The organism is Microvirgula sp. AG722, from assembly GCF_003269145.1.
In the GTDB taxonomy this organism is placed as follows: domain Bacteria; phylum Pseudomonadota; class Gammaproteobacteria; order Burkholderiales; family Aquaspirillaceae; genus Microvirgula; species Microvirgula aerodenitrificans.
This window is the reverse complement of sequence record NZ_QLTJ01000014.1, coordinates 74,065-87,740: the sequence shown is the minus strand read 5'-3', so window position 1 is coordinate 87,740 and position 13,676 is coordinate 74,065. Positions and strand designations below refer to the sequence as shown.

12 protein-coding genes and 1 pseudogene are annotated in these 13,676 nt (G+C 58.2%); 11 read left to right on the top strand and 2 right to left on the bottom strand.

Annotated features, from left to right (window positions below; genetic code table 11):
- The first annotated feature begins 131 nt into the window (after positions 1 to 131).
- Both cydX and DFO50_RS15285 read left to right on the top strand, forming a co-directional pair.
- A complete protein-coding gene (gene cydX, locus DFO50_RS15290; protein WP_112692829.1) occupies positions 132 to 257 on the top strand; it encodes a cytochrome bd-I oxidase subunit CydX in 126 nt (41 codons plus the stop codon).
- A gap of 34 nt (positions 258 to 291) precedes the next feature.
- Positions 292 to 534, top strand: a complete 243-nt coding sequence (locus DFO50_RS15285; protein WP_233495282.1) for a cyd operon YbgE family protein — start codon at positions 292 to 294, stop codon at positions 532 to 534.
- Positions 535 to 630: 96 nt separating this feature from the next.
- On the opposite strand, the gene DFO50_RS18975 is transcribed toward DFO50_RS15285, so the two are convergent.
- Positions 631 to 1,110, bottom strand: coding sequence for a hypothetical protein (locus DFO50_RS18975; RefSeq protein ID WP_146745119.1), 480 nt, complete (start codon positions 1,108 to 1,110; stop codon positions 631 to 633).
- Here DFO50_RS18975 and DFO50_RS15280 point away from each other — a divergent pair.
- From DFO50_RS15280 to DFO50_RS15265, 4 genes and pseudogenes are all read left to right on the top strand, one after another.
- Complete coding sequence (locus tag DFO50_RS15280; RefSeq protein ID WP_112692827.1) at positions 1,070 to 2,698, top strand: methyl-accepting chemotaxis protein; 1,629 nt, start codon at positions 1,070 to 1,072, stop codon at positions 2,696 to 2,698. The genes DFO50_RS18975 and DFO50_RS15280 overlap by 41 nt on opposite strands.
- Before the next feature lie 364 nt (positions 2,699 to 3,062).
- Complete coding sequence (locus DFO50_RS15275; RefSeq protein WP_158537482.1) at positions 3,063 to 4,088, top strand: DUF3829 domain-containing protein; 1,026 nt, start codon at positions 3,063 to 3,065, stop codon at positions 4,086 to 4,088.
- Between the two features lie 185 nt (positions 4,089 to 4,273).
- Positions 4,274 to 5,887: a methyl-accepting chemotaxis protein gene (locus tag DFO50_RS15270; RefSeq protein WP_112692825.1), complete on the top strand. Its 1,614-nt coding sequence runs from the start codon at positions 4,274 to 4,276 to the stop codon at positions 5,885 to 5,887.
- 48 nt (positions 5,888 to 5,935) lie between these two features.
- A pseudogene (locus tag DFO50_RS15265) lies at positions 5,936 to 6,502 on the top strand (IS3 family transposase); the annotation flags it as partial.
- Between the two features lie 480 nt (positions 6,503 to 6,982).
- Here the strand turns inward: DFO50_RS15265 and DFO50_RS15255 are convergent.
- Positions 6,983 to 8,287 carry an OprD family outer membrane porin gene (locus tag DFO50_RS15255; protein ID WP_112692823.1) on the bottom strand — a complete coding sequence of 435 codons (1,305 nt, stop codon included), beginning with the start codon at positions 8,285 to 8,287 and terminating at the stop codon, positions 6,983 to 6,985.
- 237 nt (positions 8,288 to 8,524) lie between these two features.
- Between DFO50_RS15255 and DFO50_RS15250 the strand changes: the two genes are divergently transcribed.
- The 5 genes from DFO50_RS15250 (at position 8,525) to DFO50_RS15230 (ending at position 13,185) form a co-directional block, all read left to right on the top strand.
- On the top strand, positions 8,525 to 9,625 hold the full coding sequence (locus DFO50_RS15250) for an ABC transporter substrate-binding protein (protein WP_112692822.1): 1,101 nt from the start codon (positions 8,525 to 8,527) through the stop codon (positions 9,623 to 9,625).
- A 71-nt stretch (positions 9,626 to 9,696) separates the two neighbouring features.
- Complete coding sequence (locus DFO50_RS15245) at positions 9,697 to 10,749, top strand: iron ABC transporter permease (protein WP_028500304.1); 1,053 nt, start codon at positions 9,697 to 9,699, stop codon at positions 10,747 to 10,749.
- Entirely contained in the window at positions 10,742 to 11,521 is a 780-nt protein-coding gene (locus DFO50_RS15240) for an ABC transporter ATP-binding protein (protein WP_028500305.1), read from the top strand. Before DFO50_RS15245 ends, DFO50_RS15240 begins: the two co-directional genes overlap by 8 nt.
- The gene (locus DFO50_RS15235) at positions 11,518 to 11,964 is read left to right on the top strand and encodes a plastocyanin/azurin family copper-binding protein (protein ID WP_112692821.1); all 447 of its coding nucleotides are present in this window, start codon (positions 11,518 to 11,520) and stop codon (positions 11,962 to 11,964) included. The genes DFO50_RS15240 and DFO50_RS15235 overlap by 4 nt, the downstream gene beginning before the upstream one ends.
- A 3-nt stretch (positions 11,965 to 11,967) precedes the next feature.
- Positions 11,968 to 13,185 (top strand): MFS transporter, encoded by a 1,218-nt coding sequence (locus tag DFO50_RS15230; RefSeq protein WP_028500307.1) that lies wholly within the window; start codon positions 11,968 to 11,970, stop codon positions 13,183 to 13,185.
- Positions 13,186 to 13,676 lie beyond the last annotated feature (491 nt).

Here is a 13,676-nt window from a genome sequence, read left to right as displayed (position 1 = left end):
CTGGTGGCGACGCTGATCTTCATGCCGACCATCATCGTCTATACGCGCTGGGCCTACAGCGTGATGCGCGGCAAGGTCACCGCCGCCTATGTGCGTGAGCACGATCACAGTGCCTACTGAGGAGCATTTATATGTGGTATTTCGCTTGGACTTTAGGCATAGGCTTTGCCGTGCTGCTCGCCATCCTCAATGCAATGTGGGGCGAGCATGAGGATGCGCGTCAGGCATCTCTGGCGCCGGCGAGTGATGATGACTGAACATACCGATGCGTCATCGGCGCTAGAACCTGGCATGCAATTGCCGCTGCTGTTGCTGGCTTTGTTGATCATGCTGTCCATGGTGGCTTATCCCGCTTTGCTGACACTGCATGACGGCCGCGCCGACCATGTGGCCGCACTACTGGTGTTCTGGTCGATGAGCGCGGGGTTTGTGCGCGGCGTCGGTTTCGCCCCCCAGGCGAAACTGCCGCGCTGGCTGCTGGGCACGACGGCGTCGATCACGGCGCTGCTGTTGGCAGTTTTGCGTCTGCTGTAGCAGATTGTTCCGAGGTTGGCCCGGCCCTAGTGGCTGGGCTTTTTTTATTGTGGCTCACCAACTTGAATCGCCCAGGGCTTCCGACTGCAGGTCAGTTTATTGTGTAAGAACAAACCTTGCTCGCAGTGGAATACTCGCTGCACGCTTGTGATAGTCCTTTCCGCCCTTCACTGCGCAGAAGGGTGTCGATTCGCGGCCAGCCGCAATGCATATGGGGACTGTGATTTCGCGGATACGCATCGTGAGCGCACTCTCGTCTAGTTGGCGAATAGTCAAATCACCACCAGCTAGATATTTATATCTAAATGACATTTTTTGTATTAAAAAAAATGCTGTAGGCACGCTGAGGGGCGGCTGGCATACCAAAAATCGAACAGGTTGCTTGGATAATAGCTTTCTCTTTGCATTACTGTTGCGCTGAGCTTGCCCTAGTTTCATTATTCCAAGTGGGCAAGATCTCATATCCGTAGAAATACTGAAGTACTTGTCCCGGGAATGGAAATCGACGTAGCTAAAACCAAATTTGAGCGCGATCATGAATTTTTTTGACAACATCTCCATGCGGGCAAAGTTCATTGTCAACTTCCTCGCCAGTGCTAGCATACTGATTGCTGCCATTTTTTTCTGCATCTGGCAGATTCGCATCATCGGTCAGAATACTGATGCCATTGCGAGCAACTGGTTGCCATCGGTACAGGCTGCAGGAGAAATCAGCCAGCTGCGGCTACGCTATCGCGTCCGCAGCCTTGAATTCATGCAGCCGAATACGCCAGAGGAGCATGCAAAAATTGCTGGTTCGATGACTGAGTTGAATGGAAAACTGGAGCAGGCTTTTAAGAAATATGAGCCGCTGATCAGCAGTGCAGAGGAGAAACAGGCCTATGACGGGGCAGTAGCAGCTGCCGTCGGCTATCGTGAGGTCGTTCAGCAGGCGGTTCACCTTATGCAGTCCGGAAAGGAAGATGAAGCGCGGGTCTTGAGCAAGGGGGAGTGGACCAAGCGTGCCAACCTACTGCGTGACCAAACCGATGCGCTGATCAGGATCAACTCTGATGGCGCCAAGGGGGCTGCGGCGGTGGCGGCTGAGAGTGCTGCAGCCGGTATCCGGGATGCGCTGATGGCGCTGCTGCTCGGGGTCGTGATGGCGCTGGCACTGTCCTGGCTATTTGCCAAGAGGGTCACAACCCGCTTGGGTCAGACCATCGTAGCGGCGCAGGCTATATCCAGCGGCGAACTCCATACCACCTTGCCAGCTAGCAGCCGGGATGAGGTGGGCAAGCTCATTGATGCGATGGGCAGCATGCAGATCAGTTTGCGAGCCATTATCAAACAGATCTCGCAGTCGGCCGGCCAATTGGCACATACAGCGCACAGCATGAGTGAACAAATGGAGCGACTGGAGCAGGCTTCTAGTGCTGCTAACGAGTCGACCTCGTCGGCCGCTGCCGCAATCGAGCAACTATCGGTCAGCATTGACCACGTGTCCGCGAACGCCCGTGAAACCGAAATCGATTCGCGTGGTGTGGCCGAATTGGCGCAGCAGGGCCGGACCACGGCTCACGATGTATCGGCCAATATTCTTTCCATCTCCGGTGAAATTAGCACTGCATCGAACCAGGTAGTGTCACTGGCGGAACGCACACGCAATATTAGCGGTATTGCCGACACCATACGTGATATTGCCGACCAGACCAACTTGCTGGCGCTGAATGCCGCGATCGAAGCTGCTCGTGCAGGCGAGGCGGGGAGAGGATTCGCGGTGGTTGCGGATGAAGTACGTAAGCTGGCCGAGCGCACTGCGTTGGCCACTAACGAGATCTCTACCATTATCCAGGCTGTAGTCAAGGAAACGGCGACGGTCTCCGAGGTCATGGATCATGTAAATCCGATGGTCGAAGCCGGGGTCACCCAGGTAAACCAGCTAACAGCTTCGCTGGGTGATATCGACGACCGCATGGAGCGTGCGCTGGAGCGTTTCCGTAACGTGGCAGAAGCGGTGACTGAGCAGAGCCAGGCCGGCACCAATCTGGCCGGTGACGTTGAACGGGTGGTGGGCGTGGTCGAGGAGACCCAGTCGACGGTTCAGTTTACTCGCGAGGCGGCGCGGCAACTTGAATCGCTGGCGCTTGGCTTGCAGAAGGAAGTTGCTCGCTTCTCGATCTGACGCATTCCCTGTTTTTTTCAGGTGTCGGGCGCGCTTTGCCGGGATTTCGGGGAGGCGCGCCGTCGTTTTCGTGGCAGTCGTTCCTGCCCAGATAGCCTAGTATATCCCTGCATCTCTGTTTTATGACAATGTCAAATATGTGTATATGTTCCGTTGTGGTTTTTTGAGTGCCACATGGCTTTACCGTCTGATACGGAAATGAATCGTGATTATTAGCGATAAATTAGGTAAAATTTTCTGTACATGGATGGCGTTTGTATACGTGGCGCTTGCCGGCGATTTTTTTGAGCCCATTCTGGTTCTGTCACCCCACGCCGATATTGCTATCCGTGTCATGTTATTATTTCAATAAATGGAAAATTCCGTGAAGATTACTGCAAAAGTTGTAGCTATCAGTGTGGTTGCATTTGGAGTGTTTGTTTACAAACTGGATGTATTGCCATCATTCAACAATGTCGTTTCGTCCTCGGCATCCACACCGGGGCAGTCACCCGAAGACGAGGCACAGCAAGCCAAAATGGAACCGTTTATCCAGTGCATCAATGGGGTTGATTCCATCTGGGGTGAGCGTTACCAGATCTATCGTGGGATGTATGCAGACTTTGTACGCGGCGGTCCCACGCCCAATCTTCGCGCCCGCTTCTACCTGACCATGCATGGCGACCGCTATCAGGGGGCCAAGACCTGCATTGCCGGTCTGGAAAAGGGCATTAAGGCAACTCCGGCCGATCCGGAACTCGACAAGGCCGGAGAGGCCTATCTGCAGACCTTGCGCGAACTGCTACCGCTGATTACGGAACTCGACACCTACTACGACCAGCAGTCCTATCGCGACGACAACAAGGCGAGGGGCAAGGCGCTGGACGAACAGATCGGATCGCTGTTCGAGCGCCTGTTCTCGGCCTCATCACAGATGCACAAGATCATCAGTGGCCGCAATCTGGATATGCAACGCAAGATGCTGGCAGCCATGGAGAAGGAAAACGGCAAGGACATCTGGTGGCAGACCGAAAACGTGATGCTGCAGGCCCGTGTCGCCGTCGATGCCATCGAGGCGCTGTCGACGTCGGGCAAGATGTCCGCAGAGAGCGTGCAGGTGGTCGAAACCGCTTATACCAAGGCTTATGAAGAAGCTAAGGCATATGGTGAAGCCAATCGGCCTGCTGCAGGAACTGCCAAGACGGCTGCAGACCCGTTCTGGTTTGACATTGCCAGCACCGCCGACAGCCTCGCATTGTCGATCAAGACCCTGCGGCGCGATCAGGGAGACGGCAAAAAGAACGTATCGCGTGATCTGGACGATATAACCCGCAGCTTCAACCGGCTGGTCGAGCGCTACAATGAGCGCAACCAGATGCGTCAGCGCTATATTGCGTCGACCGGAAGATAAGCGACAGCGCCGTGCCGGATGCCAGAGGCGCCGGTCGGCACAATTAGATTCACTGCAACGAGATGGTTTTTCGGGAGGGGTCAAGGGCGCCGTAATAATCACAACAAACAGCTCATGTCTGTAATGGATACTCCGATAAACACTACGGGTTTACTTGAACACCGTCATACCAGACAGGGCATACCATGCGCGTTTCCACCCGACTCATTGTCATTCTTCTTGCGAGCTTTCTCGGCCTGCTGTTGCTAGCGGGCTTCTCTCTCTACAGCATCCGGAGCGCGCTTTCCCACGAAAAAGAAACGTTCATCGTCAGCCAACTGAAAGCAGCGGAAGGCATCCTCAAGCACTACGCCGACCAGGAAAAGCAGGGCAAGCTCACCCTGGCGGAAGCCCAGGCCCGCGCAGCGCAGACGCTGAACATGATGAAGTACGACGATTTCTATTACTTCGCCCGCACCCGCGACAATGTGCTGGTCGTACATACCAAGGCCGAGCGCATCGGCAAGGTTGATACCGGCAGTAAACTTCCCGACGGGCGCACCACGGTCGACGCCTATAATGACGCGCTGAAGGGCGGCGTGACCTACGGGCTGACCGAGATCCTGACGTCGCGCAAGGGCAGCACGCAGGAGTTGCCGAAACTCAATGGCGTCTACCGCTTCGAGCCATGGGGTTGGGTTGTGGGCACTGGCATGTTTACCGACGACATCGCCAAAACCTTCTGGGCCAGCGCGTGGGTGCTGCTGGGCATCGGTTTCGCCGTGCTGGTTGTGGTTGCGGGTCTGGCGCTGACCATGTCGCGGCAGATCGTCGGCGCACTCGGTGGTGAACCAGCCTATGCAGTTCAAGTAGTCGAGGCGATTGCCGGCGGCAATCTGTCCACCGAGATCCAGACCCGCGGTAAGCCGCACAGCCTTCTGGCTGTCATGCGCACCATGCAGACCAGTCTGCGCGGCATGATTGAACAAATCTCTCTGTCGTCCCGGCAACTGGCTGAGACTGCACGCAGCATGAATGAGCAGATGGGCAAGCTGGATGTCGCATCGACGGCGGCCAACGAATCGACCTCTTCGGCAGCGGCGGCCATTGAGCAACTGTCGGTCAGTATCGATCACATATCCGAGAACGCACGGGAAACCGAGGTCGATTCGCACGGTGTGGCCGAGCTCGCCCAGCGGGGCCGGACCGTCGCCCATGACGTGTCGGAAAGCATTTGCTCGATTTCCGGTGAGATTGGTACCGCATCAAGCCAGGTGGTGTTGCTGGCCGAGCGCACGAGCAATATCAGCGGTATTGCCGATACCATCCGTGATATTGCTGACCAGACAAACCTGCTGGCGCTGAATGCGGCGATTGAAGCTGCACGTGCAGGAGAGGCGGGGCGAGGATTTGCCGTGGTTGCGGACGAAGTACGCAAGCTGGCAGAGCGAACGGCGCAGGCGACTAACGAAATTTCCACCATTATCCAGGCTGTAGTCAAGGAAACGGCGACGGTCTCCGAGGTCATGGATCATGTAAATCCGATGGTCGAAGCCGGGGTCTCCCAGGTAGACCAGTTGGCCTCTGCTCTTGGCGAAATCAATGACCGTATGAGCCGGACTTTGGCACGCTTCCGAAGTGTTGCGGAAGCGGTTGCAGAGCAGAGTCAGGCCGGCACCAACCTGGCCGGCGACGTCGAGCGTGTAGTCGGTGTGGTTGAAGAAACTCAGTCGACAGTGCAATTCTCGCGCGAAGCAGCCAGCCAGCTCGAATCGCTGGCGCTTGGCCTGCAGAGGGAAGTTTCCCGCTTCTCGATCTGACGCACTCTCGGCTTTTTTCAGGAGTTAGGGGGTGGATCACTTTGCTAAGGACCAGACATGAAGTATCCATTCATCTCCCGTCATCGGACGGTCTGGTCGGTCAGTGATTTATGCCTGGCGTTGGGCGTGTCGCGTAGTGGCTTCTACGAATGGCATGGCCGCTCGCCGAGTGCTCGCCAGTGTACCAATGAGCGGCTGATCAGCCGTATCCGGGAGAGCTTCCAGGCGAGTGATTGCACCTATGGCAGCCCCCGAGTATGGCGTGATTTGCGCAATTGGGGCGAACGCTGTGGCCGACATCGCGTGGCACGGCTGATGCGGGGAGCCAAGCTGGTGGCACGGTCCAGGCGGCGCCGCTGCCCCACGGATACGGGGCCTCGCTCTGCGCACATGATCGCCGCCAATCTACTGGACAGGGACTTTACGGCCAGCGCCCCCAACCAGAAGTGGGTCGCAGACTTCACCTATGTCTGGACAGCAGAAGGCTAGCTCTACGTGGCTGCGGTGATGGATTTGTATTCGCGCCGCATCGTCGGCTGGTCGATGAAAGCCAACATGACCTCGCAATTGGTGACCGATGCGTTGATGATGGCGTTGCATCGTCGAGGCCGTCCGCTGTCATTTTCAGAAGGCAACTGCACGGAATGTCAGGAGCCGATTGCACTGCAAGTACCGACAAACTCCTCACTGTTTGCTGGCTGGCAAGCAAAACGTCATTTTGTTATTTCGACTATTGTTGTATTGTTAACGTGTGGAAAAAACACAGCCACCACGATCTTTGAATCGCTGTCATCTGGCTTGCGGCTGGATGTGTACCGGCTTCTGGTGCGATAGGGCACTGAGGGCAACGAGCACGTGCGAGGCGAATCCACTTGTGCTGCAGGTTGGCGTTGATACCGTGCGACAGCGTTACCGCGGCAATCGAGGCGTCGGGCTGGGTACACTAGGCGACGATTCGGGCCTTGAGGGATTTGGGATAAGAACGCCGTTGGCGTAAAGAGGAGAGATCAGTCTTCGGCATGGTGTCCACCAAAAAGAGGTGGACACTAAGCAGGACTGAACATGGCCTCAAGAGGCGTTGGCCGGGCGCTTACCTTACAGCGACAGCGGGAACTCCACGCCCAGACGAACCTGATCAATGTTGTATTCGCCCTGCTTCCGGTGCGCTTCGTTGTTGCGGTGCACGCTGTAGCGGACGTGGAAGGCCAGGCCTTTGGCCGCGCCGTCCCTGACCGTGTAGCGTACGAGCATGTCGCGTTCCCAGTGCTTGCCGTCCTTGCCATAGTAGGCATAGGCACCCCGGGGGTCGGCCTTCGAGCCATCGATATCACTGCCGCGCGTGTAGCCGATGCTGGCGCTTAGGCCGGGGGAGAACCATTCGCCAAGATCTACTTCGTATTTAGCTTGCCACGAGGCTTCGTGCGGCCCATTGAAGTCGGATATCTGCATTGCATTGTCCAGCCAGATAGAGCCGCGGTTCACATAGTCGAACGGAGTGTCACCATGGACTTTCTGGTAGCCGATGCCGAATTTGTGTGCACCTAACGCATAGGTGCTCATCAAACTCCAAGTCGTGTTATCCACTTTGCCAGCATAGGCACTGCCAGTGTCCGTATTGCGGTAGATATTGAGGTTGTAGGACAGCGATTGTCTGTTGGCCAGTTGCCAGCTATAGGTGCTGCCAAGGTAATAGGTATTCCAAAAGTCCTCGAAATTGCCCGCGTAGGCCGTCAGGCTGAGGGCCTTTATTGGAGCACTCCAGGTACCGCCAACAAAGCTGAACGAATCCCCACTCCGGGTTGCGCGCGTAATGTAGTTGGCGCGCAGCGGATTGTCGTTCCGGCGGGCCGTGCGGTCAGACCAGCCGGTAAAGTGACCGGCCTGCAGCGACAGATCCGGAATGTTCTTGCTGGTCAGCAGCCAGCCTGTGTTCGTTTCGGGCAGCAAGCGTGTATCGGACGAGTTGAAGATCGGGTTTTTTGTGCGCATCTCGCCATATTTCAACGTGGTGGACGATGCGCGGATCTTGACTGCCGCGCCAGCGCGTCCGTAGTCGTCCATAGATTCGCCGTCTGCCTCGGTCGGCAAATAGCGCTCACGGCCATTGTGGATGTTGTCGCGGTTCAGGTTGACGGCGCCGTATGCATGGGCATCCACCCCGAAACCGACAATCCCCTGTGTAAACCCGGACTGATACGTTGCCATCAGCCCGTAGCCGGCTTCTACAGCCTGGTCGCTGTAGACCTTCAGCTTGCGATTGTAGAAGCGGTCGCCATGCCGGTAGTCGAGCCCCTCGTACAGGGCACGATTCAGGATCTGCAGGCTTTGTCCTTCGAGCAGCCCTTCGGCCTTGTCCTGCTCGACTGTTGCATGGACGGGAAGGGCGCACAGCAATGTCATGGCGGCAGCGCATGGCGCCAGTTTCCGGTTTTTTATCATCAGGTTTTTTCACCTTGCGGATCGGCGCCCGGTGGCACCCGTTGGTTGTGAAAGCGGCAAACGATGGCCTGGCATGAGTCAAGCCAAACAGGAATGCCTCTTTGTTGTTAGTCTGTCTAGTACATCATGACGATGAGTTTGACACATATTCTCATTTTAATGATAATAATTGTCATTATTAATTGAAAAATTATTCACATGCAAATCCAAACCGCGCTCTCTTCCGTGCTGCTGGTCACGTCGCTCGGGCTGTCCTCTTTCGCACACGCTGCGCCGCAGGTCGTCAAGGATGTACTCGGTCGCCAGGTCAGAGTGGATCTGCCGGCCAAGCGCGTTGTGCTGGCGTTTTACTTCGAGGATTACATGGCGATCGGTGGCGAAAAGGCGTTCGACAAGGTGGTCGGGATTTCGCGCGAGGCCTGGGAGGGCTGGCGTCCGGCCAACTGGGCGCTGTTCACGGCCCATCGGCCGTCCCTGAAAACCCTGCCCGATGTGGGCGAAGTTGAGGTGCAGACCTTCTCGGTGGAAAAGGTGTTGGCGCTGAAGCCGGACGTAGTGGTGCTGGCCGACTGGCAATACAAGGGCTTGGGGCCGGATGTGAAGCGTCTGGAGGATGCCGGACTGCCGGTTGTGGTGGTCGACTACAACATGGAACTGCCGGCCAATCACTACGCGAGTACGCTGCTGCTCGGCAAGATCGCCGGTGACGAAAAGCGCGCGAAACAGGTGGTAAACGAGTACAGGCACGCAGTCGACCAGGTGCAGTCGCGCATTGCCAAAGCCAGGCTGCCAAAGCCGCGCTTCTATGTCGAATTCGGCAACAAGGGCCCGGCCGAATACAGCTTCACTTACGGCAAGGGCATGTGGGGTCCGCTGGGCGCACTGGCCGGCGGCGACAATATTGCCGCACCGTTCGTCGAATGGTACGGACCGATGAATCCCGAGAAGGTGCTGGCTTCGCAGCCCGATGTGGTCTTTGTCGCCGGCACCGAGTCGACCAGGAACCCGACGTCGATGCTGATCGGGCAGGGCGTGGACCGCAAGCTGGCTGCCCAACGGCTGACGGCGTTTACCCAGCGCAACGGCTGGAGCAATCTGCCAGCGGTCAAGAACAAGCGTGTGTACGGCGTCTATCAGGGCGCCTCGCGCACGGTGATGGATTACACCATGGTGCAGTTCATGGCCAAGGCGATGTATCCGGACCTGTTCCGGGACATCAACCCGGAAGCCAATTACCTGAACTTCTATAGGCGCTATCTGCCGGTTGCCGCCAACGGCACGTTCACCGTCGGTATGTAATCCCGCCCTTCAACGGACAGGCGGCACAAGGCCTGCCTGTCCGTCAGTCATGGCATTTCCGGACCGGTTCCATGAATGATTCACTCGTGCTGGACGCGGCGCTGTTGCGACAGCGTCAACGCGAATACCGCCGCAAGCGGTTTCTACTGCTTTTCATCCTGCTGATTTTCGGCAGCCTGCTGCTGGATGTCGCCACCGGGCCTTCGCTGCTCGGGCTGGAAGACGTGCTGGTTACCCTGCTGTCCCCGTACTCTGCCGACCCGATGACCCGGGCCATCGTCATGGACATGCGCCTGCCGATTGCGCTGATGGCGTTGGCAGTGGGCGCTGCGCTCGGGCTCGGCGGCGCGCAGATGCAGACCCTGCTCGATAACCCGCTGGCCAGCCCGTATACCCTGGGTCTGGCTGCCGCTGCAGGCCTCGGTGCCGCACTGGCGCTCCACAGCGGAGGTTTCGGCCTGCCGCCGCTGATTGCCATCCCGATTGGCGCCTTTGTCTGCTGCATGCTAGCGGCCAGCCTGTTGTTTGGCCTTGCGCTGATGCGCCATGTCAGCAGCCAGACCATCATCCTGGCCGGAATCGCGCTGCTGTTCCTGTTCCAGTCGCTGCTGTCCCTGCTGCAGTTCATGTCCTCGCCAGAGCTGAGTCAGCAGATCCTCTTCTGGCTGTTTGGCAGCCTGATGCGCACCACCTGGAGTTCACTGCTGATCACCACCTGTGTGACAGCCCTCTGTGCCGTGATGCTGTATCGCGATGCGTGGAAGCTGACCTGCCTGCGGCTCGGCGAGGCGCGTGCGCGCAGCCTGGGGGTGGACGTCACTCGCCTGCGGCTGAAAACGCTGATCCTGGTTGCGCTGATGACAGCGACCGCCATCAGCTTCGTCGGCATCATCGGCTTTATCGGTCTGGTGGCCCCGCATATCGCACGCATGCTGATCGGTGAGGACCAGCGCTACCTGATCCCGCTGTCGGCCCTGTGCGGCGCCTGCATGCTGTCCACTGCCTCGGTGCTGTCAAAGTCCATCGTGCCGGGAGCCCTGTTCCCTATCGGCATCGTGACCGCCCTGATCGGCGTGCCGTTCTTTATCTGGCTGATCCTCGGGAAGGGGCGCAAGCGTGCTTGAACTCGACAACCTGACGCTGTCCATTGGCGGACAGACGCTGGTCCGCGACCTGAGTCTGCAACTGGCTCCCGGCCAGCTTCACGTGGTCATCGGCCCCAATGGCACGGGGAAGACCAGCCTGCTTCGCGCGTTGTTCGGCGAATTGCCGCTGCAGCGCGGTGATGTCTGCCTGCGGGGCAAGCGTCTGTCGCGGTTACGCGGCAATCACTGGCGCAGCCTGTTCGGCTACATGCCACAGAACACGCAGCTGGATCTTGATCTCAGCGTGCTGGAAGCGGTGGTGCTCGGGCGGCTGGACAGCCTCAGCATGCGGCTTTCCGATGAGGACATCCTTGCAGCACTGGCTGCGCTGAAAGTGCTCGGCATTGTGCATCTGGCCGACCAGTCAATGCATGCGCTTAGCGGCGGGCAGCGCCAGATGGTGCTGTTTGCCCAGGTCCTGCTGCGCGATCCGCAGGTCATGATGTTAGACGAGCCGGTCAGCGCGCTCGACCTCCAGCACCAGTCCCACCTGATGGAACACCTTTATCGCCAGACCCGAAGCCAGAGCTGGGTCAGCATCGTGGTGCTGCACGACCTGAACCTGGCTGCGCAGTTCGCCGACCGGTTGATCGTGCTGGCCGATGGTCGCCTGCAGGCTTTCGGTCCGCCTGAGGATGTGCTCGATGCCGCACTGATCAGCCGCCTCTACCGGGTCCCGGTGGAAGTCCACCGGGGCACCGACGGCAAACCCTATATACGAACCCTCAGACAAGCGAACCCGACACCATGACCCTGATTCAGAAAACCCTGCTGGCCCTGACGGCAAGCTGCTGCCTGAGCCCGCCCGTTCTTGCCGCCGAACATGTGGTGCGCATGCTGAACGCCGGCGACGGTGGCAGCATGATCTTCGAACCGGCCTTCGTCCATGCCCGACCCGGAGATACTGTACGCTTCGAGCCGGCCAACACCGGTCACTATGTGCGCAGCCTGGCTACCCCGGCCGGCGTGGCGCCGTGGAACAGTCAGGAAGACCAGCCGTATGCTGCGACGCTTGACCAGCCGGGACTGTACTTCTATGTCTGCCCGCCGCATCTGATGATGGGCATGATCGGCCTGATCCAGGTCGGCGAGGCGAGCAACCGTGATGCGGTCAGCGAGATCATGAAGTCCAGCAAGGGCCGCATGTACAGCAACAGTCAGCGTGTGGATGAATTGCTGGGACAGGTCCGGTAACCCATGCTGTGGTGTGCGGCGTTGCAAGGCTGGCGGGCGCTGAGCCCTGCTGCCCGGATGCTGGTGGGCAACGGCCTGGCTTTCAATCTGGGTTTCTACATGATGATGCCTTTTCTGGCACAGCATCTTGGGGCGCTGGGTCTGACCGGCTGGGCGAGCGGACTGGTGATGGGCATGCGAGTGTTCAGCCAGCAGGGACTGTTCCTGCTTGGCGGCATGCTTGGCGATCGTCTCGGCTACCGGCCGGCCATTCTCCTCGGCTGCCTGATTCGCAGTGCTGGCTTCGTGCTGCTAGGCTGGGCGGTATCATTGCCGGTGCTGTTCGTGGCCGCCTTTCTGACAGGTTTTGCCGGCGCGCTATTCACGCCATGCGCCCATGCCTTCCTGGCGGCCGAATGCCGTAATGATGCCCATCGTCGGCAGGCATTCGCCCTGCACAATCTGGTTAGCGAGGCCGGCATGCTGCTGGGGCCGCTGGTCGGTATGCTGCTGACCGGCATCAGCTATGCGGTCACCGGGCTGGCGGCTGGCGGGATTTTCCTGCTGCTGACCATCCTGCAGTGGCGTTGGCTGCCGCGCGATCCGGTTGATCCGGCCCGGCGTGAGCAGGGCGTCCTTGCCCAGTGGTCAGCCATGATCCGTAACCGGGCCTTCATGGCATTCACTCTGCTGGCCGCCTGCTATCAACTGCTTTTTCATCAGCTGTATCTGGCCGTGCCGGCCTATATCGGCAGCCATGGGTACGACACCGGCCTACTGAGCGGCGTATTCACCTTGTCGGCGCTGATTGGCGTCACGCTGCAACTGCCGGCCAGCGAACTGGTCCGGCGCCGGCTTGGTGTGGCGTGGGCGATGGGACTGGGGCTGGGGCTGATGGGGATGAGCTATCTGCTCCTGCCGTTGCTCGCGGCCTGGCCTGTCACGGCGGCATTGCTGCAGGCGGCTTGCCTGTCGCTCGGGTCCATTCTGTGTTTCCCGCTGTTTGCCGCGTTTCTGCCTTCCTTCGCTGACAGTCGGGCTCTCGGCGGACATTACGGTTTTTATGCGAGCGTTGGCGGTTGTGTGGCACTTATCGGTAACGTGGCGGTGGGCTTTGCTCTTGGTGAGGGGGGGCGTGTTCCGCCTCTGTGGCTGTGGCTGGTGCTGGCGGCCTGCGGTATGCTAGCGGGGGGGTTGCTGTTCCGTCTGGTCAGAAGGTGGGATGCCTCCTCCTCTTTATGAATATCGCACCTTTGCCCCTGCTGCTGCGCAATCTTTCGACCAAGTGCGTATTGCCCGGGGCTATTTTTGCGGCAAGTGGTCAGATTGTGCCTTGCTTCTTCGATACCAGATTCTAGGCCAGCCAGTACGCAAGCGAGCAGCTACGGATGCGGCTGACGGATTTCAAGATAGTGTGCAACATGGGAAAACGTTGAGACTGCGCCATGAAGAGCATTAAAGAGCTAGCAGTAAGGTTTGCGGGCTCTCCGGTCCTCAAATGGATGTCTGACCGAGCTGTTTTACTGCATGGAACGTTTCTATAGCCTATGGTGCCTGCACTCAACGCAGGGGTACGTCCACTGTAGTTAGAAGCAACAGCTTATCTGGTTAAAAACCTTGCACTGAAGTATGGGGCAATTCCATCCACGTACTCCCCCCGCTTTTTTACCTGTCATATTGGCTCTCTCTTGCATAATAAAATTTTCTTTATTTTTCACAACTAGCAAGATCTG

Excerpts from the sequence above, each read along its gene's own strand:
- cydX (WP_112692829.1), top strand. The coding sequence starts at position 132 with ATGTGGTATTTCGCTTGGACTTTAGGCATAGGCTTTGCCGTGCTGCTC.
- DFO50_RS15285 (WP_233495282.1), top strand. The coding sequence starts at position 292 with ATGCAATTGCCGCTGCTGTTGCTGGCTTTGTTGATCATGCTGTCCATG.
- DFO50_RS15280 (WP_112692827.1), top strand. The coding sequence starts at position 1,070 with ATGAATTTTTTTGACAACATCTCCATGCGGGCAAAGTTCATTGTCAAC.
- DFO50_RS18975 (WP_146745119.1), bottom strand. The coding sequence starts at position 1,110 with ATGAACTTTGCCCGCATGGAGATGTTGTCAAAAAAATTCATGATCGCG.
- DFO50_RS15270 (WP_112692825.1), top strand. The coding sequence starts at position 4,274 with ATGCGCGTTTCCACCCGACTCATTGTCATTCTTCTTGCGAGCTTTCTC.
- DFO50_RS15255 (WP_112692823.1), bottom strand. The coding sequence starts at position 8,287 with ATGACATTGCTGTGCGCCCTTCCCGTCCATGCAACAGTCGAGCAGGAC.
- DFO50_RS15250 (WP_112692822.1), top strand. The coding sequence starts at position 8,525 with ATGCAAATCCAAACCGCGCTCTCTTCCGTGCTGCTGGTCACGTCGCTC.
- DFO50_RS15245 (WP_028500304.1), top strand. The coding sequence starts at position 9,697 with ATGAATGATTCACTCGTGCTGGACGCGGCGCTGTTGCGACAGCGTCAA.
- DFO50_RS15235 (WP_112692821.1), top strand. The coding sequence starts at position 11,518 with ATGACCCTGATTCAGAAAACCCTGCTGGCCCTGACGGCAAGCTGCTGC.
- DFO50_RS15230 (WP_028500307.1), top strand. The coding sequence starts at position 11,968 with ATGCTGTGGTGTGCGGCGTTGCAAGGCTGGCGGGCGCTGAGCCCTGCT.